Origin of the sequence: Sorangium sp. So ce385, assembly GCF_051474135.1 — a bacterium.
In the GTDB taxonomy this organism is placed as follows: Bacteria; Myxococcota_A; Polyangia; order Polyangiales; family Polyangiaceae; genus Sorangium; species Sorangium cellulosum_D.
Window position 1 is genome coordinate 2,921,076 of the sequence record NZ_CP150337.1, and the last position, 20,646, is coordinate 2,941,721.

18 protein-coding genes are annotated in these 20,646 nt (G+C 73.1%); 15 read left to right on the forward strand and 3 right to left on the reverse strand.

Annotated elements, in window-relative coordinates:
• Both WME83_RS10935 and coaD read left to right on the forward strand, forming a co-directional pair.
• A complete protein-coding gene (locus WME83_RS10935; RefSeq protein ID WP_437319217.1) occupies positions 1-1,464 on the forward strand; it encodes a tetratricopeptide repeat protein in 1,464 nt (487 codons plus the stop codon).
• 5 nt (positions 1,465-1,469) lie between these two features.
• Positions 1,470-1,967, forward strand: coding sequence for a pantetheine-phosphate adenylyltransferase (gene coaD / locus WME83_RS10940; RefSeq protein WP_437319218.1), 498 nt, complete (start codon positions 1,470-1,472; stop codon positions 1,965-1,967).
• A 12-nt stretch (positions 1,968-1,979) separates the two neighbouring features.
• Here coaD and WME83_RS10945 read toward each other — a convergent pair whose 3' ends face one another.
• Positions 1,980-3,011, reverse strand: coding sequence for a site-2 protease family protein (locus WME83_RS10945; RefSeq protein WP_437319219.1), 1,032 nt, complete (start codon positions 3,009-3,011; stop codon positions 1,980-1,982).
• Positions 3,012-3,429: 418 nt separating this feature from the next.
• On the opposite strand from WME83_RS10945, the gene WME83_RS10950 reads away from it, so the two are divergent.
• The 6 genes from WME83_RS10950 to WME83_RS10975 all read left to right on the forward strand — a co-directional run bounded on the left by WME83_RS10950 (position 3,430) and on the right by WME83_RS10975 (position 9,697).
• Positions 3,430-4,389, forward strand: coding sequence for a serine/threonine-protein kinase (locus WME83_RS10950; protein WP_437319220.1), 960 nt, complete (start codon positions 3,430-3,432; stop codon positions 4,387-4,389).
• Between the two features lie 281 nt (positions 4,390-4,670).
• On the forward strand, positions 4,671-6,038 hold the full coding sequence (gene pcnB, locus WME83_RS10955) for a polynucleotide adenylyltransferase PcnB (RefSeq protein ID WP_437319221.1): 1,368 nt from the start codon (positions 4,671-4,673) through the stop codon (positions 6,036-6,038).
• A 122-nt stretch (positions 6,039-6,160) separates the two neighbouring features.
• Positions 6,161-7,819: a transglutaminase-like domain-containing protein gene (locus tag WME83_RS10960; RefSeq protein WP_437319222.1), complete on the forward strand. Its 1,659-nt coding sequence runs from the start codon at positions 6,161-6,163 to the stop codon at positions 7,817-7,819.
• A complete protein-coding gene (locus WME83_RS10965) occupies positions 7,816-8,262 on the forward strand; it encodes an NUDIX hydrolase (RefSeq protein WP_437319223.1) in 447 nt (148 codons plus the stop codon). Before WME83_RS10960 ends, WME83_RS10965 begins: the two co-directional genes overlap by 4 nt.
• 135 nt (positions 8,263-8,397) lie before the next feature.
• A complete protein-coding gene (locus WME83_RS10970; protein WP_437319224.1) occupies positions 8,398-8,748 on the forward strand; it encodes a hypothetical protein in 351 nt (116 codons plus the stop codon).
• A gap of 151 nt (positions 8,749-8,899) precedes the next feature.
• Positions 8,900-9,697: a TetR/AcrR family transcriptional regulator gene (locus tag WME83_RS10975; RefSeq protein ID WP_437319225.1), complete on the forward strand. Its 798-nt coding sequence runs from the start codon at positions 8,900-8,902 to the stop codon at positions 9,695-9,697.
• 9 nt (positions 9,698-9,706) lie between these two features.
• On the opposite strand, the gene WME83_RS10980 is transcribed toward WME83_RS10975, so the two are convergent.
• A complete protein-coding gene (locus WME83_RS10980; RefSeq protein WP_437319226.1) occupies positions 9,707-11,710 on the reverse strand; it encodes a C1 family peptidase in 2,004 nt (667 codons plus the stop codon).
• A 134-nt stretch (positions 11,711-11,844) separates the two neighbouring features.
• Between WME83_RS10980 and WME83_RS10985 the strand changes: the two genes are divergently transcribed.
• From WME83_RS10985 to WME83_RS11000, 4 genes are all read left to right on the forward strand, one after another.
• On the forward strand, positions 11,845-12,990 hold the full coding sequence (locus WME83_RS10985) for a geranylgeranyl pyrophosphate synthase (RefSeq protein ID WP_437319227.1): 1,146 nt from the start codon (positions 11,845-11,847) through the stop codon (positions 12,988-12,990).
• A gap of 102 nt (positions 12,991-13,092) precedes the next feature.
• Positions 13,093-13,314 carry a Franean1_4349 family RiPP gene (locus WME83_RS10990; protein WP_437319228.1) on the forward strand — a complete coding sequence of 74 codons (222 nt, stop codon included), beginning with the start codon at positions 13,093-13,095 and terminating at the stop codon, positions 13,312-13,314.
• Positions 13,315-13,316: 2 nt separating this feature from the next.
• Positions 13,317-15,323: a hypothetical protein gene (locus tag WME83_RS10995; RefSeq protein WP_437319229.1), complete on the forward strand. Its 2,007-nt coding sequence runs from the start codon at positions 13,317-13,319 to the stop codon at positions 15,321-15,323.
• A complete protein-coding gene (locus WME83_RS11000; protein WP_437319230.1) occupies positions 15,320-16,759 on the forward strand; it encodes an adenylate/guanylate cyclase domain-containing protein in 1,440 nt (479 codons plus the stop codon). The genes WME83_RS10995 and WME83_RS11000 overlap by 4 nt, the downstream gene beginning before the upstream one ends.
• 74 nt (positions 16,760-16,833) lie before the next feature.
• Here the strand turns inward: WME83_RS11000 and WME83_RS11005 are convergent, their stop codons facing one another.
• On the reverse strand, positions 16,834-18,543 hold the full coding sequence (locus WME83_RS11005; protein WP_437319231.1) for a B12-binding domain-containing radical SAM protein: 1,710 nt from the start codon (positions 18,541-18,543) through the stop codon (positions 16,834-16,836).
• A 494-nt stretch (positions 18,544-19,037) separates the two neighbouring features.
• Between WME83_RS11005 and WME83_RS11010 the strand changes: the two genes are divergently transcribed.
• From WME83_RS11010 to WME83_RS11020, 3 genes are all read left to right on the forward strand, one after another.
• Complete coding sequence (locus tag WME83_RS11010) at positions 19,038-19,424, forward strand: response regulator (RefSeq protein WP_437319232.1); 387 nt, start codon at positions 19,038-19,040, stop codon at positions 19,422-19,424.
• 484 nt (positions 19,425-19,908) lie between these two features.
• Positions 19,909-20,280, forward strand: a complete 372-nt coding sequence (locus tag WME83_RS11015) for a response regulator (protein WP_061625775.1) — start codon at positions 19,909-19,911, stop codon at positions 20,278-20,280.
• Between the two features lie 7 nt (positions 20,281-20,287).
• Positions 20,288-20,641, forward strand: coding sequence for a gamma-glutamylcyclotransferase family protein (locus WME83_RS11020; RefSeq protein WP_437319233.1), 354 nt, complete (start codon positions 20,288-20,290; stop codon positions 20,639-20,641).
• Positions 20,642-20,646 lie beyond the last annotated feature (5 nt).

Below are 20,646 nucleotides of genomic sequence, written 5' to 3' on the forward strand. Positions count from 1 at the left end.
GTGCGAATCCATTCGAATCGAAACGCGCCGACGAGGAGCTCCCTCGCTGTTCGCCTCGGCGGCCTGCTGACCGCGACCCTCCTCGCGTCGTGCTCGACGATGGTCGGCCCGGAGTCCGCCCGCCCGCCGGCGGCGGAGAAGTGGCTCGCCCGCGCTCGACAGGAGTTTCAGTCCGCCGACGTCGACAACGCGCGCGATGCGGTCGCGAAGGCGCTGACGATCGTCCCGGCCGACACCGAGGCCCGCCTGCTCGCGGGGCGCATCGCGCTGGCCCGGCTCGACTACGCCGAGGCGCTGCGCCTCCTCAAGGGCGTCGCCGGCTCCGAGGCCGCCGGGATCCGCGGGCGCGCGCTCTGGTACAAGGGCGACCTCGACGCCGCCGCCGACGAGCTCGAGGCGATGCTCGACGATCCGGATGTGGTCGACGACTGGGCGAAGTCGATCGCCAAGCTGGCGCGGCGCGGGGCGGGGCGCGCGCCGTTCACGCTCTCGGGCGGGCTCCTGGCGGCGATCGAGATGCCCCACGTCAACCCCGCGGCTCCCTTCTTCGTCGTCGAGCTCGAGATCGACGGCGAGTCGGCGCTCGCGATGGTGTCGACCGGCACCGGCGAGGTGGTCCTCGACAGCAGCACGCGCAAGGAGCCGAGCTGGGTCTCGCTCCGCTTCGGCCGGCGGCTCGAGGTCAACGACGTCCCGGCGCTCACGCAGGACCTCTCGGGCATCTCCAAGCAGATCGGCGCGCCGGTCAAGGCGCTGCTCGGGGTGAACCTGATCCGGCACCTCAACGCGACCATCGACTACGCCGGCCGGCAGTTCGTCGTGCGCAGCTTCTCCCCGCCGGCGCCGCCCGACGCGACGCGCGTCGACGTGGCCTTCATCAAGGGCGGCGGCATGGTGCTGCGCAGCAGCCTCGGGCCCGACAAGACGGTGCAGGGGCCGATGCTCATCGACACGTCGATGACGTTCCCGATCGCGCTCGACAAGGAGGGCTGGAAGAAGGCGGGCTTCGAGGCCGACGGTCTGAAGCGGGTCGAGCAGGATCCGGAGCAGAAGCTGAAGCAGGGCGTCGTGCCGATGCTGCGGCTAGGCGCGCTGGAGATCCCCAAGGTCCCCGGCGTGTACGGGGCGCCGCTCCAGGCCGTCGAAAAGCAGCTCCAGCTCGATCTGGACGGCGTGATCGGCGCGGGGCTGCTCGCCTACTTCCGCGTCACCTTCGCCGACGGCGGTCGGCTCATGTGGATCGAGGACGACACCGCCGTGAACAAGGTGCTCCAGGGCGGCGAGCCGGCGCCCCCGAACGAGGGGCAGGGCCCCGCCGCCCCTGCGGACGGGGCCGGCCCCGCGGGCGGCATCGGCTCGCCCGCGCCCCAGGCGCCCGCGCCCCAGGCGCCGCCGGCCCCGCCCGCGGCCGCGCCGAAGTCGGCCCCGCCCGCGGGCGCTCCCAAGCGGACGCCGGACCGGTGAGCGCGATGTCCAAGGAACTGCTGGCGGTCTACGCCGGGAGCTTCGATCCGATCACGTTCGGTCACCTCGACCTGATCCAGCGGGCGTCGAAGCTGTTCGATCAGGTGATCATCGCGGTCGGCCGGCATCCGACGAAGCACCCGCTCTTCACCTACTCGGAGCGGCTGGAGCTCCTGCGCCAGACCACGAGCGAGGTGACGAACGCGCGGATCGACTCGTTCGAGGGGCTGCTCATCCAGTACTGCCAGCGGGTCGGCGCGCGGGTGATCGTCCGCGGGCTGCGCGCGGCGACCGACTTCGAGTACGAGCTGCAGATCGCCCACGCGAACGCGGACATGCTCCCCGGCGTCGACACCGTGTTCCTGCCGACGCGCACGCACTACGGCTTCGTCTCGGCGTCGCTCGTGCGCGAGATCGCGAGCCACGGCGGCGACGTCAGCCACTACGCCCCCGCCGTCGTCTGCGACGCGCTCCGGGCGAAGTTCGGCGCCGCGAAGCCCTGAGCGCCGGCGCGCTCAGTAGGTGCCGAACGGGGTCGGCATCAGCAGCAGCACGAAGAGGAGCAACGTCACCACCGCGATCGCCTTGCGCCCCGGCGACAGCTCGCCGGGCTCCGTGGGCGGGTGCTCCCGCCCGCCCATCCGCAGCATCAGGTAGACCAGGCCGAACCACGTGAGCCACGGCATCCCGTTCGCGACGCCGGCGCGCAGCGCGTCGGAGAGCCCGTCCGCGATGAAGTGCCGCGTGAAGTAGACGACGTTGCCGACGAAGAGCGCGAGCATCAGGAAGTGCGCGGCGCGGCCGTAGCGGTCCTGCCGCTTGCCGAACAGCGCGTAGGCGACGTGCCCGCCGTCGAGCTGGCCGACCGGGAAGAGGTTGAGCGCCGTGATGAGCAGCCCGGCCCACCCCGCCATCGCCGTGGGGCCGAGGAAGACGTCGTGGTTCTCCGGGATCGGACCGACAGCGAGCCGCCTCAGCAGGAGATAGAGCAGGCTCCGCCCTTCCTGCAGCGCGGGTCCCGACGTGGCGTGCACCTCCGAGTGCATCAGGCCCACGAAGAGGACCGGGAGCGCCACCACGAGGCCGGCCAGCGGCCCGGAGGCGCCGATGTCGAGCAACGCGTTCCGCGACTTGATCCTGCCCTTCATCGAGATCACCGCGCCCATCGTGCCGAGCGGGCCGATGAGCGGGAGCGGGATGAAGTAGGGGAGCGACGCCTCGACCCCGTGCGCGCGCGCCGCGAAGTAGTGCCCGAACTCGTGCGCCAGCAGGATCGACAGGAACGGCACCGCGAACGGCCAACCTTGCAACAGCGCCTTCAGGAGGGAGAGCACGCTGTCGTCCTTGGGCGTGACCTGAGCCCAGAAGGTGCCGGCGACGAACACCGAGACGACCGTCAGGCAGAAGAGCGCGAGGTTCTTCTTCCAGCGAAGCGGGGGCGGACGCGAGGCGGCGGCGCTCGGCCCTGGGAAGCTCGCCGCCGAGGGCGAGAGCTCGGCCTCCACGTCGAGCGCGCTCGGGGAGGTGGTTCGACGATCGTCGGTCATGCGCCGCTAAGCGTGGCCGTCTCCTCGCCGCCGCTCAAGCGGTCCGCGCGATCCCGCGTCCGGGCGGGCACCTCGCCGCGCGCCGCGCCGCCGGAGCGCGCGCCGCGCGCGGCCGCGTTCGTCGCCCCGTCGCCGCCGCGCGAGACGGTCCCAGCAGGCGCCGCCAGGCTCGCGCGCCGCGCCGGATGACCTTGCGCGTCAGCCCTGCGCCCTCGTCCCTCGGCGGAGCCAGCCGGGCCGGCGGGAGCGGCCGCGCCGGCCCGGCTCCGCGCAGGCGAGCGCGCCGTGGCCGCGGATCGGTGCGGCGGCGAACGTCCCGCTGCGCCCGCGCGCGGCGCCGGGTCGGCCCGCGCGCTCTTCTGCGCCGCCGCTGCGCGCGTTTGCCCTTCGACAGGCGCGACTGCGCTACGATCGATCCATGCCTCCTGCTCGCGTCGCCGCCGAAGCGCTCGTGGGCAAGCTCCTCTGCAACAAGTACCGCGTCGTGCAGCTGCTCGGCAGCGGCGGGGTCGGGCACGTCTACCTCGCCGATCGCACCGGCAGGCCCCGCGAGGCCGCGCCGTCGCGCGTCGCGCTCAAGGTCCTCCGGGCAGAGCTCCGCGACGATCCGCTGCTCGTCGCGCGGTTCGAGCGAGAGGCGGACGCCGCGTCGCGCGTCCGTCACCCCAACGTCCTCCGCGTCGAGGCGCTCGAGCGCGCCGGCGATGCGCCGTGCTTCGCGATGGAGCTGCTCGTCGGCCTCGACCTCGCCGACACGCTGAGCTTCACGCGCTCCCTCGTCCCCGCGCGCGCTGTCCGGATCGCCGCCGACCTCGCCGCGGGCCTCGAGGCCGCGCACCGGGCCGGGGTGATCCACCGCGACGTGAAGCCGGAGAACGTGTTCCTCGTGCACGCCGCCGACGGGCGCGAGATCGTCAAGCTGCTCGACTTCGGGTTCTCGTTCATCGCGGGCCAGGGCGAGGGCGCGCTCTCCCCCCGGGTCGTGGGGACGCCCGAGTACATGGCGCCCGAGCAGGCGCAGGGCGCTCCGGCGGCGCCCGCCGCCGACGTCTACTCCCTCGGCATCATGCTCTACGAGATGCTCGCGGGCCGCGTGCCGTTCCAGGGGGCGTACCCGGCGATCGCGGAGAAGCACGCGCGCGAGCCGCCGCCGCCGCCGCACCGGCTGCACCCGGGGCTCCTCATGTCGCGCGAGCTCGACGCGGTCGTGCGCAAGGCGCTCGTGAAGGATCCGCGCGGCCGCTTCGCCTCGATGGCGGAGCTGCGGCAGGCGCTGCTCGCGACGCCGGAGGCCAGCGCCGGGGCGCCGCTCGCCGCCCAGGCGGGCGCGACCCCGCCGCCGGCCCCCGGGCTCGGGCACTGGGGTACAAAACCGTGACGCCGGCTCGCTCCGGAGGCTTCTGTCGGCCCCCCCTGCGCCTCGGCTTTGCTCTCACGGCAAAGCCCTGCTAGACGGCCGTTAGCATCTCTTGTTCCGGGCGACAGCCGGATCCGCTCGCCAGGCCGAATCAGGCCGAGGCGAGCGAGCCGGCACGGTTCGGGGGTCCGCGGGCGCGGGCCTCATCGCGCGGGTCGGTTCTCCAGGGAGTACCCAGAATCGCGCGCCAGTCGTCCTCCACTCCCTCCAGGCGTTGCCTGGTGCTTTCTCGGTTGCTGATTATGGGTCGCGCGACCCCATCTCCTGATAACGGCACAGCGGCACATCAAGACGCCGATCTCCCGACGTACGAGGTCCGAAGCGCCCCCGGGCTGCGCGTAGGACCCGAGGGCGAGCTCGCGCCGACGGACACGGGCGCCCTCGACGGCGATCCGTTCCGCGTCGAGCTCGTCGACGAAGACATCCCCACCCCGCGCCGCTTCCAGGTCGTCTTCGACGAGGCGCGGATCGATCCGGACGTCCAGAAAGTCGTCCGGCGCCTCGTTCGCCACGGATACCAGGCTTACCTGGTAGGCGGTTGTGTGCGGGACTTGCTGCTCGACCGCCGCCCGAAAGATTTCGACGTCGCCACGAGCGCCCGGCCGGAGGAGGTCCGCGAGCTGTTCCGCAACTCGCGCATCATCGGCCGGCGGTTTCGCCTGGTGCACGTCCTCTTTCAGGGCGGGAAGGTCATCGAGGTGGCGACCTTCCGCCGCAACCCGAAGGAGGACTCCGAGGACGGGAGCGAGCTGCTCATCCGGAGCGACAACGCGTTCGGCGTCGCGCACGAGGACGCCCTGCGCCGCGACTTCCGGATCAACGCGCTCTTCTACGACGTGGAGGCGCGGCAGATCCTCGACTGGGTCGGCGGCATGGAGGACGTGCGCCGCCAGGTGGTCCACACGATCGGCGACCCCGAGACGCGCTTCCGCGAGGATCCGATCCGCATCCTGCGCGCGCTCAAGTTCGCCGGCCGGCTGGGCTTCGCGATCACCCCGGACGTCTACGACGCCGTCGTCTACTGCCGCGACGCGCTCGCGCTCGCGGCCCGCCCGCGCCTCTCCGAGGAGATCCTGCGCCTCCTGCGCGGCGGCCAGGCGCGCCGCACCATCTACCTCGCGTGGGAGACGGGGGTGCTCGACGTCCTCCTGCCCGAGGTCTCGGCGCTGCTCTACGACGATCGCGGCGACGACGGCCCCGGCCAGCGCCTCTGGCGCGTGCTCGACTACGTCGACCGGCGCACCGCCGCGGACCGGCCGCTCGACGACACGGTCCTCTGGACGCTCCTGCTCCTCGAGCCGATGAAGGAGGCCTGCGACGGCGTCCGCGATCGCGCCGCGGCGGTCGCCGACTTCCTCGAGCCGCTCATCGACCGGCTGGCCATCTCCCGCCGGTACGCCGACGGGATGCGCCGCATCGTCGCCGTCCTGCCGAGGCTGGCCGGCGGCCGCGCCGGCCGCTTCGCGCGGACCGACATCTTCCAGCCCGCCCTCGACGTGCTCGCCGCCGAGCTCACCGCGCGCGGGGAGTCCACCGAGGCGATCGACCGGCTCCGCTCCGCCCCGCAGCCGCGGCGCCACCACGCCGATGCGGCGCAGCACCGGCGCTGACCGGGGCGCCGGCGGCCGACGGTGACGGCCGGCGGCCGACGGTGACGGCCGGCGGCAGGCGCGCGGACGGACCGGCCGGCGTGGAACATCGCCGGGGTTTCTGGTTTCATAACAGCCCCCTGATGTCCGCTCCGGTCGCGCGCCCGCGCCCTGCTGCTCTGCCCGCTGTCTCCGCCTCCCGGCGCCGGCTCGGCGGCTGGGCGCGCGGCCTGCTCGTGTTCGCGCTCGCCTGCGCCGTGTCGCCGCTCGCGGACGCGCAGGTGTCGCTCCTCCACGAGTTCATCGCGCCGGACCCCGCGGAGGACGTCTCGCTCGCCACGACCACGCTCGACGGAGGGCTCCCGGCGGCGATCCAGACGCCGAGCGGCCTGGCCACGGCGCCCGATCCGCAGCGCCCGCCGTCGAACCAGCAGCAGGTCTACAGCTCCGTCGGCTCCGACGCCGGCCCCGACGCCTCCTACGAGCCGGATCGCGACACCCGCCGGCCGAACATCGAGCGCTACGACGACCCGTTCTCCCCGGCGACCGCGCCGTTCAAGCGGCTGCAGGCCTACGACGCCGTGCGGGCGGACTACTCGCTCGTCGTCCGCGATCGGAGCCTGAAGACGGTCGAGGTCGGCGGCAAGGTCGCGGCAGGCGACGAGGCGTTCTACGGGGACATCGCGGTCGACCTCGTGCCGAACGAGCCGGTCCGGATCCCGACGGTCGGGCCGGACACGCGGCTCGTGCGGGTGCACGTGAACCCCGACACGCCGGTGGTCGTGCTGCGCGACGGCGCCGACAACTGGTTCGTGCGCGGCACGAAGAGCGCGCGCGTCCGGCTCGTCGTGCAGCTCGCGATCGCCCGCGCGACCTTCGGCAGCGATTTCGCCGAGGTCGACTGGGGCAAGCTCGCGCCGTTCCGCCCGCCGCAGGAGCCCTCCCACGAGGCGGCGTTCAAGCAGGTCGCCCAGGCGATCGGCATCTCGACGGCGATGCGGCCGCGCGAGGTCGTGCAGAAGATGGTCGAGTACTTCCGGTCGTTCGCCCCGTCGGACGACCCGCCCAAGGGGCACGGGGACATCTACCTCGATCTCGCGCTGTCGCGAAAAGGCGTCTGCCGCCACCGCGCCTTCGCGTTCCTCGTCACGGCCCTGCACATCGGGATCCCCGCGCGCATGGTCGTCAACGAGGCGCACGCCTGGGTCGAGGTCTTCGACGGCTCGCTCTGGCACCGCATCGACCTCGGGGGCGCCGCCCTCAACATGGACCAGGAGGTCGATCCGAGCCGCCCGCCGTACGTGCCGCCGCCGGACCCCTACAGCTGGCCGGAGCAACGCGACTCGGGCCAGGACCTCGCCGATCGGACGCGCGCCGAGCAGATGCAGCAGGGGCCGCCCGGCCCGGGCGGCGCCGGCTCCGCCAGCGCCGGCGCGCCGCCGCCTCCGGCGCCGCCGGCGCCCACCCCCACGAGCGACGCGGCCGAGCGCGCCGCGGCGCGCACCGACGTGGCCGTGACGGCATTGGACAGGGAAATCCGCCGCGGGTTTCCGCTCCACCTGCAGGGCCAGGTGAGCAGCGACGGCGCGCCGTGCGGTCACGTGCGCGTCGACGTGATCCTGACGGGGAACGCGGCGCCGCAAGGCTTGACGATCGGCTCGCTGTCGACCGATGAGCGCGGTCGCTACGACGGGGCCGTGATCATCCCCGGCGACGTCGCGCTCGGCGACTACGAGCTCGCGGTCGCGACGCCGGGCGACGCCCGCTGCAAGGCCGGCCGCACCGAGACGGCCGCACCGTGAGCGACGCGCCGGGACGCGCCCTGGAGCCCCCGCGCGTGGCGGTCGGCGCCGTCGTGATCGAGCGTCGCCCGGGCGCGCCCGAGGCGCCGCGCGTGCTCCTCGTCCGGCGCGCCCGCCCGCCGCTCGAGGGCTCGTGGTCGCTCCCCGGCGGACGCGTGGAGCCGGGAGAGCGGCTCGCGGACGCCCTCGCCCGCGAGATCCGCGAGGAGACGGGCCTCGAGATCCGCGTCGGCCCCCTCGTGGAGGTCGTGGAGATCGTGGCGACTCCGTACCATTACGTGATCCTCGACTACCTGTGCGAGTCGACCGGAGGCGTCCTCTCTCCCGGAGACGACGCCTCCGAGGCGGCCTTCGTGCCCATCCCCGAGCTGCCCGCCTATGGCCTCACCGACGTCGCGCTCCGCGTGATCCACCGGGCCCTGGCCATGGCGACCGCGGGCTGAGACCGCGCGATCCAGGGAGAGCCCGACTTGGCGCGGCCCGCGCCCAGGCGGGATGTCGGCCGAGGCGCGACTCTCCACGTCGTGCGCCGGTGTTCGGCAATGCCAGCGTTATTTTACCGCCCCATCGCTCACGACATGCGCGTCGACGGCGTTAGGTTTCACGTGGGTGCCGGGATGAGCGCTGGTCCAGCGATGGTGAAGGGCATGGTGGTTGTCGTGGCGGCGACCCTGCTGTCTGCTCCTCTGCTGTGCTTCGCGCGGCCCGGAAACGACGGCGCTGGGCTCTTCGCGCTGCCCGCGCCCCGCGCATTGCGCGCCGCCGCGCCGCACGGCGCGCAGGGCGGCGCGGCCGCGGACCCGGGCGGGCTCGCGGCGCGCATCGCGCGGGCGCTCTCGACGACCGTCAAGCGGGTGGTGCGCTCGGGCGTCGCCCCGATGTTCCTCGGTCTGCACGGGTTCGGTGTGACCGTGTCCGGTGAAATGTGATGAGCGCGGCTACCCGCGATAGCGCGATGGCCGGATGAGCGAGCGCGCGGCGCGCGAGCGCTGACGATGCGATCGTGAAATCGAATTCGCACGCGATTGCCGCGGCGTCCGCATTGCGGCGCTTCTGGAGACATCGTAAACCGAGAAGTCGATGAGCTCGACGCGAAGAGCGCGGAAGGAGGAGCAGAAGGAGGAGCGGCGGAGGATCATCATCGACGCAGCCTGGCAGCTGTTCCAGGAGACGCCGTATCTCGAGGTGACCATGGCGCAGGTCGCCGAGCGTACGCGGCTCGCCAAGGGGACCCTCTACCTCTATTTCACCACCAAAGAGGAGCTCTTCCTCGCGGTGGTCGATCAAGAGCTCGCGAAGTGGTTCCATGAGGTGGATATCCGCCTGACGCATCTCGGCGCCCCCCAGGGCGAGGAGGCCCCGGCGCGCCCCCGCCCGCCGCGGGCCCGCCGCGGCGCGCCCGCGGCGCCCGGCGCGGACGCCGCGGGCAGCATCGCCTCCATCCTGTCGACGACCCTCGCGGCGCGCGACGCGATGACGCGCTTGCTCTCCATCCTTCACAGCGTCCTCGAGCAGAACGTCAGCTACGAGGCCGCCCTCCGCTTCAAGCTCTCCCTCCTCGCCAACATCGAGCGCACCGGGACGCTGCTCGAGCGGTGTCTGCCGTCGCTCGCGCCAGGGCAGGGCGGCCCGACCCTCATCCGCATGTATGCCCTGCTCATCGGCATGCGCCAGGTCTGCGACCCCAGCGACGTGATCCGCGATATCCGCAGCCGGCCCGATATGGGCCTTTTCCGGATCAACTTCGGCGAGGAGATCCGGGCCTCGTTTGCCATCCTCCTGAGCGGCGCGATCGCGCCGCCGCTCGCGCCCGAGCGGCTCGGCGCCCCGGCCCTCCACGGGATGACCTCGGCCGAGCGGCGACGCCCGGAGGGGTGAGCGGCGCGCTCACCACGGATCCCGCGCCGACATCGGCGGCAGGTGATCGGCGAACGGCTGGTTGAGGATGCGGGCGATGACGGACTTCCACGTGGTCGCGTCGTTCTCGAAGTCCTCGTGCCGCCGCGCCTCCGAGCCGTGGGGAGGCGGCCTCGTGTTGGGCCCCTTGATCCACTCCGCCCGCGGAAACACGGTGGGCCGATCGTCCCGGTTCTCGGTGAGGAGCTCGAGCACGTCGGCGTTCTCCGGGTCGAGGAGCCCCGCCTCCATGCCGAGCAGCGAGACGCCGCTCGTGCCGGGCACCCGCGGGCGCCGCTCGAGCGCGTTCGAGACCAGGTAGAGCAGCGACCTGCCGTAGACCTCGCAGTGGTCCTGGAGCTCCGCCTCGTCCGTGAGCGTGAACAGGGCGAACCTCCGGACCATGCCGCTCTTGATCGGCGGCATGTACGTGTCGCGGAACGCGTCGAGGGCGCTCGCCGGAGCGAGCAGGGAGAGCGACTCGATCGGGAGCCCGAGCCCGAGCTGACCCCGCATCGGGCCGCCCTCGATCCGCTTGCCCTTCTCCGCGGTGACCAGCTGCACGAGCGGCGCGAGCAGGAACGTGCCGCTGGAGTGGGCGACCAGGTGGAGCTCGATCCTCGGATCCTGGTCCATCAGCGACGCGAGGCGGCTGATCATCTCGCGGACGCCGCCGTGATCGGCGTCCATGGTCGCGTCGCCCGCGGCGAGCTTCATGCGATCCCACTCGGCCTTGCCGCCCATGCGCCGGACGAGCGGCTCCAGGGCGTCGTCGCGGCGATCGATCATGAACCCGAACGCCCTGGGATCATAGCCGTCGTGGCGGCGGCCCTCCGTGGCGCGGTGGAGGATCTCGAGGAGGCGCGGGTAGTGGTCGGTCTCCCAGAGCAGCTCGATGGGGTAGATCTCGTGGCCGAGCAGCTTCGGCCGGAGGCGCGACATCCGGTTGATCGCGTCGATCTGCCGGCGCAGCCCGCCGCCCGCGATGAGCACGAGCCGGCGGCGCCTCCAGCTCTCGGTCGCGCTCATGAAGTCTTCTTCCATGATGATGCGGACGTCCTCGGAGGACGTGCCGTAGGCCCCGCGCTGCTGGAGCTGACCGTGCATGTCGACGCTGATGAGGTGCGGCCGCAGGCTCGCGAACGTCCGGCTCGTGGAGGCGAGCGGGCGCAGCGAGCGCGGCTGGTTCAGGCGGATGGGGACGCCGAGCCGCCCGACCCACGCGTCGAAGCCGTACTGGAGCCAGTCGTCGTAGCAGAGCCGCCCGAAGCCGCTCTTGCCCCAGCCGAGCCCCCAGGAGTTCTGGAGCCAAAAGCCCTCCGCGTCATACCCCACGATCGCGAAGGCGTGGCCGCCCCAGGGGGCGATGAACGGGTTCGTCTTGTCGACCGGCGGGATGATGCCGTTCTTCTGGGTCCCGTAATACCAGCCATTGAACGGGATGAGCGCCGAGGCCGCGATGATCCCGACCTCCGCGAGGGCGTTGTGCATCGCCGGGAGGTCCTTGTGGTTCACGCGTTGATACAGGCCGAGCGGCCGGAGCATCGCGTCCGTGGCGCGCTCCGGCGTGAGCGTGCCGTGGAGATCGTTCGGGTCCCACGGCCATTGCTCATAAGAGCAAATACCGTGTTTGTGCCAGCCCTTCATGGCGCCCCTCAGGCTGGAGCCCCTCGCGTCGTCCTCGCCCGGGTACTCGTCGTAGCGGCGCGCCATCGTGTACACCATGTTCTGGCTCACGAGGCCGTACTCCGGGGAGACCTTGCGCTTGCGCAGCAGGAAGTGGGCCACGGTGGCGACGGTGAAGCCGGTGCAGCCGTTGTTCCTGCCCTGGTCGAGCACGGGCACGCCGTAGTCCATGAAGCGCTCCGGGGGCATGACCGGAGGCACCTCGATCATCGTGGGCCGATAAAGGGTGTCGCGGAAATCGAGGACGTCGGCGCGGGCGTCGGTCGTGATGTCCCCGTGACGCTCGGCGAAACGCTCGGAGTCGATCATGGTGTCCGATCTCGTGAAGTCGCCGAGTGTCGCACGGGCGGCGCTCCTGGCAAAGTCGGCTGCGCTCGGCCCTCGGACGAGCCTGCCCGTGCTAGCGTCGCCCGCGCGGCGCCGCCGCGCCGTCGAGAGGTGGGATGAACGAGGACAGCCGCGCAGAGCGAGGAGGGGAGGGCGCGCAGGGCGACGCCGGAGACGCCGGAGACGTCGTCGACGTCGTCGACGTCGTCGACGTCGGGGCGCGGCTCGAGGCCGAGGTGCTGCGGCGACTCGCGTCGTTCCGAGGCCGGCTCGGGGGCGAGCTCGGCGCGCTGTTCGATGAGCTCGCCGCGCGCCTCCGGCTCTTCGAAGGAGAGCCGGGCGAGGGCTACTTCTCCCACCCGGCCGCGCTGCCGGTGCTCGAGCTGCCGCTCTGGGTCGCGACGCGGCCGGGCGGCCCGGCGCCCGCGGCGGACGCCGGATCGCCGGCGCTCCCGCCGCTCGCGGTCGATCTCGCCGAGGCCGCGGCGATCGGGTACCTGCACGTCCGCATCGAAGACGACCTGCTGGACGAAGGGGTCGGCGAGCCCGGCGCGGCGGTGCTCCTGTCCGGAGCGCTGTTCGCCCGCCACCAGGCGCTGCTCGCCCGCTCGCTGCCCGGCGGGAGCCCGTTCTGGGATCTCTTCGAGGAGGTGTGGCTCGGGTACGGCGAGGCGATGCTCCTCGAGCGGCGGCTGCACCGGGGCGCAGGCCCGCGCGACGCCGCCACGTTCCGGCGGGTGCTCGCCCGCTCGCGCCCGCTGGTGCTCCCGGCGGCCGCGGCCCTGTTCGCGCTGTCGCAGGCCGAGCGCCTCGCGGCGCTCGAGGAGTTCGTCGCGGCGCTCGCCGCGGCGCACCAGCTGTTCGTGGACCTGCTCCACGCCGAGAAGGATCGCGCGCTCGGGAACGCGACGTACGTGCTCGCCCGGCTCGGCGCGCAGGTAGAGGCGAGGGACGCGGGGCGGCCTCGGCCGGACGGCGCCGCCCCCGCCGGGGGCGAGCCGCGCCACGATCCGGCGGGGCGCGGCGCGGCGGCCCTGCGCGCGCAGCTGTTCGCGCGCGGCGGCTTCGACGCCATCCTGGAGGAGGCGCGTTGTGAGCTCGCTCGCGCCGAGGTCGCCGCCGGGGCGCTCGGGCTGCCGGAGGCCGCGCGCTTCTGCAGGGAGCGCGAGCGGTACATGACCGAGATCCAGCGGCGCGTATTCCGCGCGTTCTTCGGCGCGCTCGCGGGCGAGCCCGCCGCGAGCGGCGGCGCGCCGCGCTGAGCCGGCACGCCGGCGCTGCGCCCGGGCGCGCGCGGCGCGCCTGCTGGTACTTGCTAGCCGTTTGCAGGTCTCCTAGCCTCCCGAGCGAGAAAGCGAGGAGTCGTGACGTCGAAGAAAACAGAGGCAGAGCTCATCGGTCGTGCCGTTGTGGATTCGAGCTTCCGCCAGCAGCTCCTTGCCGATCCCGAGCGCACCATCGACGCGGAGGGATACGAGGTCGGGCCGGAGACGCTCCAGCGCATCCGCGACGCCGCGACCTCGACGCCCGAAGCCGTCGATGCGGCCATCGCGGCCGCGGCGCGTGACGGCGGGGTCGGTATGTGACGTTGTCCCCTGCCTCAGGGGCGACCGCCGTCTGGCCCTGGCTCGACCCGGACGACAAGGTGGCGTGCGAGCGCTCCTGGTCCGCGCTGCCGTGCGCGGGCGCGCTCCAGCGCGGTGACGCGGCCTGGGGCGCGCTCGCGATCGAGCGCGGCGTGGGCGCGCCGCCGGGGCGCAGCATCCCATGGGCCAGCTGGGCGCTCCGGCTGTGCGGCCGCGTGTCGGCGCCCGCCGCGGCGGCCGACGCCGCCGTGGCGGTCGCCGCCGTGGCCGCCGGCGGCGTCGAGGGCGCTCCGGACGCGCTCGCGCGTGGCGCGCTCGCGGCGCGCCTGCTCGCGCGCCACGCGGGCGAGGCGCGCGCTGGCCGCTGGCTCGTGGATCTGGCCGGGCTCGCGGAGGCCTCGTGGCCCCGCAACCCGGTCGTCGCGGGCGTCGCCGGCGCGGCGCCGGACGCCGCGGCGGGGCGCGCCGGCGCCGCCGGCTCGCGCGAGGTCGTCGCCCTCTGGACGGCGCCCGCGCTCGTCGCCGGCGACGATCTCGCGCCCGCGCGCCGCTTCGGAGAGGCCGTGGCCGAGCCGCTCTGGCTCCTCGACGGGCTCGCGCGCCTCTGGCTCGATCCCGCCGCGCCGGACCTCGCGGCGCCGACGCTCACGCCGCTCTTCGCGCTCTGGCTCGGCGGCGCGGATCTCGCTCCTCCGCTGCTCCGCGCGCTCGCGGGCGAGCGCGCGTCCCCCGTGCGCCGCCGCGAGATCCACGCCCTGCTCGCGACGCGCCCGTACCGGGCCGCGCTCGCCGCGCGCGCGCGCGGCGCGCTCGCGTCGGCCCGCGAGGCGGCGGCCGGCGCGCCTCGCGCGCGCTCGACCGAGCGCGGACTCGCCGAGGCGCAGCTCGAGTTCGTCGACGCGCTCGGCGAGCGCTTCCGCTTCTTCGAGGGGCTGATGGCGTTCCGCGATCTGCTCGGCGCCGGCGCGGCGCCCGCGCGGCCGTGGGGCGACCGCGCGCCGCGCGAGGACGCGGGCGCCGATCTGCAGGCGGCGGTCGCGTTCCTCGCGGAGTCGGCGCCGTGGCCGGAGTCCTGGGAGGTGCAGCGCTTCGGCGTGCTCGGGTCGCGCGAGCAGCCGGTCGGCCACTGGTTCGTGCGGGCGACGATCCTGAAGGCGCTGCTCGAGATCGGGGACGCCGGGCGCGACGTCCGCGCGGACGTTGCGGCGCTGCTCGACGAGATCCCGGCCGGAGAGCTCCGCTACTTCGGCGCGTTCCACGATCTCCCGCCGGACGCCGACGACCTCGCGATCATGCTCCAGCTGGTCGCCGAGACGGGCGCCGCCCGGGATCGCGCCGAGACGTGGATCGAGGTCATGCTGGCCAACGTGGGCGAGGATGGCGTCGTGCCGACCTGGTTTTACCGTGGGCCCGCGGGGCCGACCACGCCGGGCGCGGCGTGGGCCGGCGACGACTGCACGGCGGTCCGGCTGAACCTGCTCGCGGGCCTGCTCTCGTTCGACGCGGCGCGGTTCGCGCGGCTCATCGACGGCAACGCGCGGCGCGTGCTCGGCGCCGCCGCGGAGGGCGGCATCGAGGGCGCGTGCTTCTACGACGCCGCGTACACGGACCTCGCGTTCCTCCGCTTCGCGCGCCTCTACCGGGAGCGGGCGCGGGAGGCGCCGCGGGCCGCCGACGTCGCCGCGGTCGAGGCCGCGATCCTGGCGCGGATGCTCGGAGCGCAGCGGCTCGACGGCGGCTTCGGGACGCCGCTCGGCACGGCCGCGTGCCTCGAGGGCGCGGCGATGGCGGCGTCGCCGGACCCGCTGCTCCTGGAGCGGGGGCTGCGCTACCTCGGCGAGCGCCAGCTCGTGGACGGGTCCTGGCCGGCCGAGCCGCTCTACCGGGCGCCGATGAAGCGCGGGCGCGAGGGGCACCACCAGGGTAGGGCGCTGACGACCGCGCTCTGCGCCCGCGGGCTCGCCGCGGCGTGGTCCCGGCTCGAGCGCGGAGGGGAGCGGCGCGCATGAACATCGAGAAGTCGCCGGAGATCGTGCGGATCCTCCAGGCGCAGGAGATGCGCGGCGAGCAGATCGTGAACCACATCCGGTTCGTGTTCGCGCTGCTCTCCGCCTACACGTTCACGCACGTGTGGACGGTCAACACGCCGGCCGCGAACCAGATCTTCGCGATCCAGATCGGCGGTTACCTCGCGTTCTCGCTCGTGCTCTACGCGTTCTTCCGCCTGCGCCCCGGCGCCTACGCGGGCTGGCTCAAGTACGTGAGCATCTTCGTCGACCTGGCGCTCCTCACGCTCACGGCGCTGGCGACGGCGAGGAACCACTCGGGGATGATCGAGTACTTCTCGAGCTACCTCGCGACCGTCTACGTGCTCTGGAACCTGATGTCGGGCTTCCGTTACAGCCTCGCGGCGTGCCTGTACTCGGCGGGGCTGTCGGTGCTCTTCAACTCGATCGTGCTCGCGATCACGGTCTACACCGGCGCGATCCCGATCAGCCCGGTGTCCGTCTACGGACACAACGCCATCAACATCGCGGACCAGTGCCAGCAGGTCCTGTTCATCGCGCTCCCGGGCGTCGTCGCCGGCATCATCGCGCGGATGTCGCGCAACCTGGTCCTCCGCGCCGAGCTCGAGTCGATGGCCCGCCTCCGCCTCGAGCGCGAGAAGCAGGAGCTCGGCCGGTACCTCTCGAAGGACCTCGTCGATTTCGTCCTGTCCGACCCGGGGCGGCTCAAGCTCGGCGGCACGCGCCGGCACGTCTCGGTGATGTTCACCGACATCCGCAACTTCACGCCGCTCACCGAGTCGGTCGAGCCCGAGGCCGTGGTCTCGTTCCTGAACGAGTACTTCACCGAGATGGTCGAGATCGTGTTCCGCTACGGGGGCACCCTCGACAAGTACATCGGCGACGGCCTGATGGCGGTGTTCGGCGCGCCGCTCTCGGTCGAGGACGCGCCGAAGCGCGCCGTCATCGCGGCGATCGAGATGGTGCAGGCCCTCGAGCGCATGAACCAGCGGCAGCTCCTCGGCTGCGGCGAGATCAAGATGGGCGTCGGGATCGCGACCGGCACCGTCATCTCCGGCAACATCGGGTCGCTCCAGCGAATGGAGTACACCTGCATCGGAGATACGGTGAACACGGCGTCGCGCCTCGAGCAGTTCAACAAGGAGCTCGGCTCCAAGATCATCATCTGCCAGGCGACGTACGCGAACCTCGACGACTGCGTCCCGGCGACGCCGACCGGCGCCCTGAGCATCCGGGGCAAGAGCCGCCAGGTCCACCCTTACATCGTGGACCACCAGGAGCTCTCGCCGGCGCGCCTGGAGGAGCTCCGGCGAGAGCTCCTCTCGCGGCCCCGCCGCATGGAATCGATGCCGCCGCGGGCCGACGCCGCGCGGGCGCCGGCCGCCTTGCAGAGCACGGGGCGCGGCGGCGCGCGGTAGCGGCGCGGCGTCAGGGGGGCGCCGCTCGGAAGCGGCGCGGCGTCAGGAGGGCGCCGCGCGGCAGCGGCGCGGCGTCAGGAGGGCGTCGCTCGGAAGCGGCGCACCCGGGCCGAGCCGGGGCCGCCGTCCTGCGTCGACAGGCCGAGCGCGGTGCGCGCCGGCGCGTGCAGGCGCTGGAGGACGCGATCGAGCAGGCGGAGCGCGCCGTCGCTCATCTTCACGCCGCGCGGCGAGCGGTAGCCGAACGCGACGCCGTCCACGACCTTGTAGGCGTTCTCCGTGGGCGAGGCGGGGCGCATCTCGACGACCAGCGCGCCGTCGCGCGTCTTCATGATGACGACGATCTCGCCCGGGCGCGCGGAGGCCTCCACGAAGGTCCACCCGCCGGAGGTCGCCTCCTTGATCCCGAGCTCGAGCACGCGCTGCAGATCCTGCCCCGCGGGCGCGAGCGTCGTCGCGCCCTCGACCCGGATCTCCCCGCCCGGCGGGACCACGCCGGTGCCGAGCGGCATCGCCGGCCGCCGCATCTCGCGCGGCCCGGGGAACGACCACATGTCCGGCGTGATCTCCCCGCCCTCGCGGTACGCCATCTCGATGAGGCGGCTGCGCTCGCGCGAGAGCGCGTCCTCGGACCAGCCGAGGCACGAGCGCATCATCAGCGTGAACGGGTCGAAGCGGAGCTCGAACGACGCCGGCGCGCGCGTCATGAGGTCGTCCGGGAGGACCAGGCTGTGGAAGATGCGGACCTTGCACGGGAGCTCGCGCGCGCGCTCGAGCGTGCGGCGGAACGTGATGGGTCCGTCGCCCGGGAGGCCGAGGAGGATGTCCACCTCGATGTCCGTGAAGGTCGAGAGCTCCTCGATCACCTTCGCGAACTTCGACTCCCGGAAGGGGCGCTGCGTGCCGTCGCCGGTGTCCTTGTTGAGCGGCGGCAAGCGCGCGTCGAGCGACACGCGCGCGACGCCGCGGAGGAACTCGAGGTGCTCGTCGTGCACGTGCTCGGGATCGATCGACGCCGAGAGCGTCGCTTGCTTGAAGAAGCCGACCTGCTTCTCCGCGGCCACGAGGTTCCGGAACGCCTCCGCGTTCAGGTTGAGCGGCGCGTCCACGATCTGCGCGCCCGGGGCGCCGGCGGCGCGGAGCGCGCTCAGCTCCTCGACGAGGTAGGCCTCCGAGAAGACGCCGGCGGAGGCGTCGCCCGTCGAGACGCCGCAGGTCGGGCAGCTCATGACGCCGCCGCGACAGATCTCGATCGGCACGATGCGATCGGTCGGGAGCAGCTTCATCCGGATCGGCGACGGGAGCTCGTCGGGCGCCACGTGAGGCGCTTCGCCCGTCGAGACCCAGCCGCCGGCGGTGAAGACGTGCAGCCCGGGCACGGTGCGCAGCGCCTCGGGCGAGCGATCGCTCAGGCGGACGATGTTCCGGAACGTGAGCTCGTTGCCGTGCACGAGGGCGTCGATGCAGGCGGCGGCGTCGCGCCACGGCGCGAGCGCGAACATCGCGGGGCGCGCGAGGGGACCGCAGAGGACGATCGTGCGCCCCGGCCGGTTGCGCTGGAGGTGGCGCGCGACCTCGACGAACGTTGGAAAGGACCAGACGTGCGCGGCGAGGCCGACGATGTCGGCATCCACGGTCTCGACCTCGGCGACCGACGCGTCGACATCCCTCGTCTGCGCGTCGATCACATGGATCGGCACACCGGCGAGCTCCGGATCGGCGAGCAAAGAGGCTTCGACACGACGGATTCCATGGCTGAACGGCGCTCCCCCACCGTCCGGCATGGTTGGCTCCATCGCGAGTAGCGCGACGCGGCGTTCGCCAGGCATCCATGGGAGTCTACCAGGGTGTCTCCCCCGTCGGGGAGTCCGTTCGCGCTCTCTGTTTGCTCCCAACTCCCGGTCCGCTCTGCCCGACGTCCGGGGTACGCCCGGGCTTACGTCCGGGGCCCGTCCGGAGTTGCATCCCGAGCGCGGCCGGGCTTTCATAGTGCCCGGGGCGAAAGAGGGGGAGGGACTACGCCGGATCGCCGGAGTGCGGCGGTCTGTCTGTCGGGCTGCGCGCTTCGTCATCGTGGACGCGGCGCGCTGCGGCGAGCGCTCCGGAGCGCGTAAATCCGTTCGCCTGGCCGCTCGTCGCGCCGCGCCGTCCTCGAGGGGCCTGTGCCGCGCCGGCGACCGGCCTGTCGGGGCGCGCGCCGCGCGCTCGTCCGGCGCGGGACAGGAGGGCGCGCCGCCCTGCAGAGCGGCCCCGCTTCCGAGGAAAGCCGAGGGGAGCCATGCGTGGCAAGCACGTGATCCTGGTTGCAGAGGACGACATCGACACGGCGGCGATGCTGGAGGAGCTCCTGACGCTGGAGGGGTACGAGGTCGAGCTGACCGCGACCGCGCGCGCGGCGCTCGACGCGCTCGCGGAGCGGCGCTTCCACGCGGTCCTCCTCGATCTGACGATGCCGGGCATGACGACGGACCGGTTCGTCTCCGAGATCGCGGGGCTCGGCACGCCCTCTCCCCTCATGATCTTCTCGGCCCGCCGGCCCCACGAGATGAAGGCGATCGCCGAGCGGCTGCACGCGGCCGCGCTCATCCCGAAGCCGGTGGACATCGACGTGTTGCTGAGCACCCTCTCGAAGGTGGTGCTCGGCTCCGCGGGCGAGGCAGGTTGACGCTGCCCGCTCGATCCGCGCCGCACGCGCGCGCAGCCGCTCGGGTGGCGTCGCGCGGCTGCGCTCCAGCGCGCCGGTGGTACCATCGCCGGCGCATGACCTGGCGGAGCACGACCGAGCCGCGCGATGCTCACCCTGGCTGGCCGCAGATCGGGCAGAGAGCGTCTTCGCCGGAGCGTCACCCTGCTGTAACATCGGGCTCGACCGCCGACGATCGAGCACGATGCGCACGCCCGAACCCCTCCTGCCCGACCTGTCCGGCGTGAGGGCCGTCGACTCCGCGCGGGTCCACGGCCCCACGGTGGCGCGCGGCGCTCGAGCGGGCTCCGTTCCGAGGCGCCCCCGCGGCGCTCCTTGCCGCAGAGAGACCTTCATGCGCGCCCCTTCTCGCAGAACAGGCCTGATAAAGCGGACCCCGAGCAGGGATTCAGGGCTTTCCCTGTTTCGCCGTGACGTCAGGCTTTCGCATAGTGGTTGATGCACCGTGCCTGCCACTCCCTTGAAGAGGATCCTCGTTGTCGATGATGATCCGGATATTCGAGAGACCCTCGCCGAGCTCCTGCAAGAGGAGGGCTACGCCGTCACGTCGGCGGCGCACGGCGGCGAGGCGCTCAGCGCGCTTCGAACGGAGCCCAAGCCCGGTCTCATCCTGCTCGATCTCATGATGCCGATCATGGATGGCTGGCAGTTCAGGGCGGAGCAGAAGAAGGACCCGGAGCTCGCCTCGATCCCGGTCGTGATCATCTCGGCGACGGGCCGCGACGAGTTCGTGTCGTCGCTCGGCGCGGCGCAGTTCCTCAAGAAGCCGATCAACCTCGAGCAGCTGCTCGCCGCGGTCGAACAGCACTGCCGGTGACGGCGCCGTGCCCCTGTTCGTCTACGGCACGCTGATGCGGGGCGAGCGCTCGCACCGGCTGCTCGGGCGCGCGCCTTTCCTCGGGGTCGCCCGCACTGCCCGGTCGTTCGAGCTCGCCGACCTCGGCGCCTACCCGGCGCTCGTGCGCGGGGGCTCGGCCGCGGTCGTCGGGGAGCTCTACGAGCCGGATCGGGAGACCCTCGCGTCGCTCGACGTCTACGAGGGCTGCCCCGACCTCTTCCGGCGCGAGGTGATCGAGCTCGACGGCGGCGCGCGCTGCGAGGCGTACCTGATGCCCGCCGGCCAGGTGCTCGGATATCCCCGCCTCGCCTCGGGGGACTGGCGGGCGCGCGGGCGGTGAGCGCG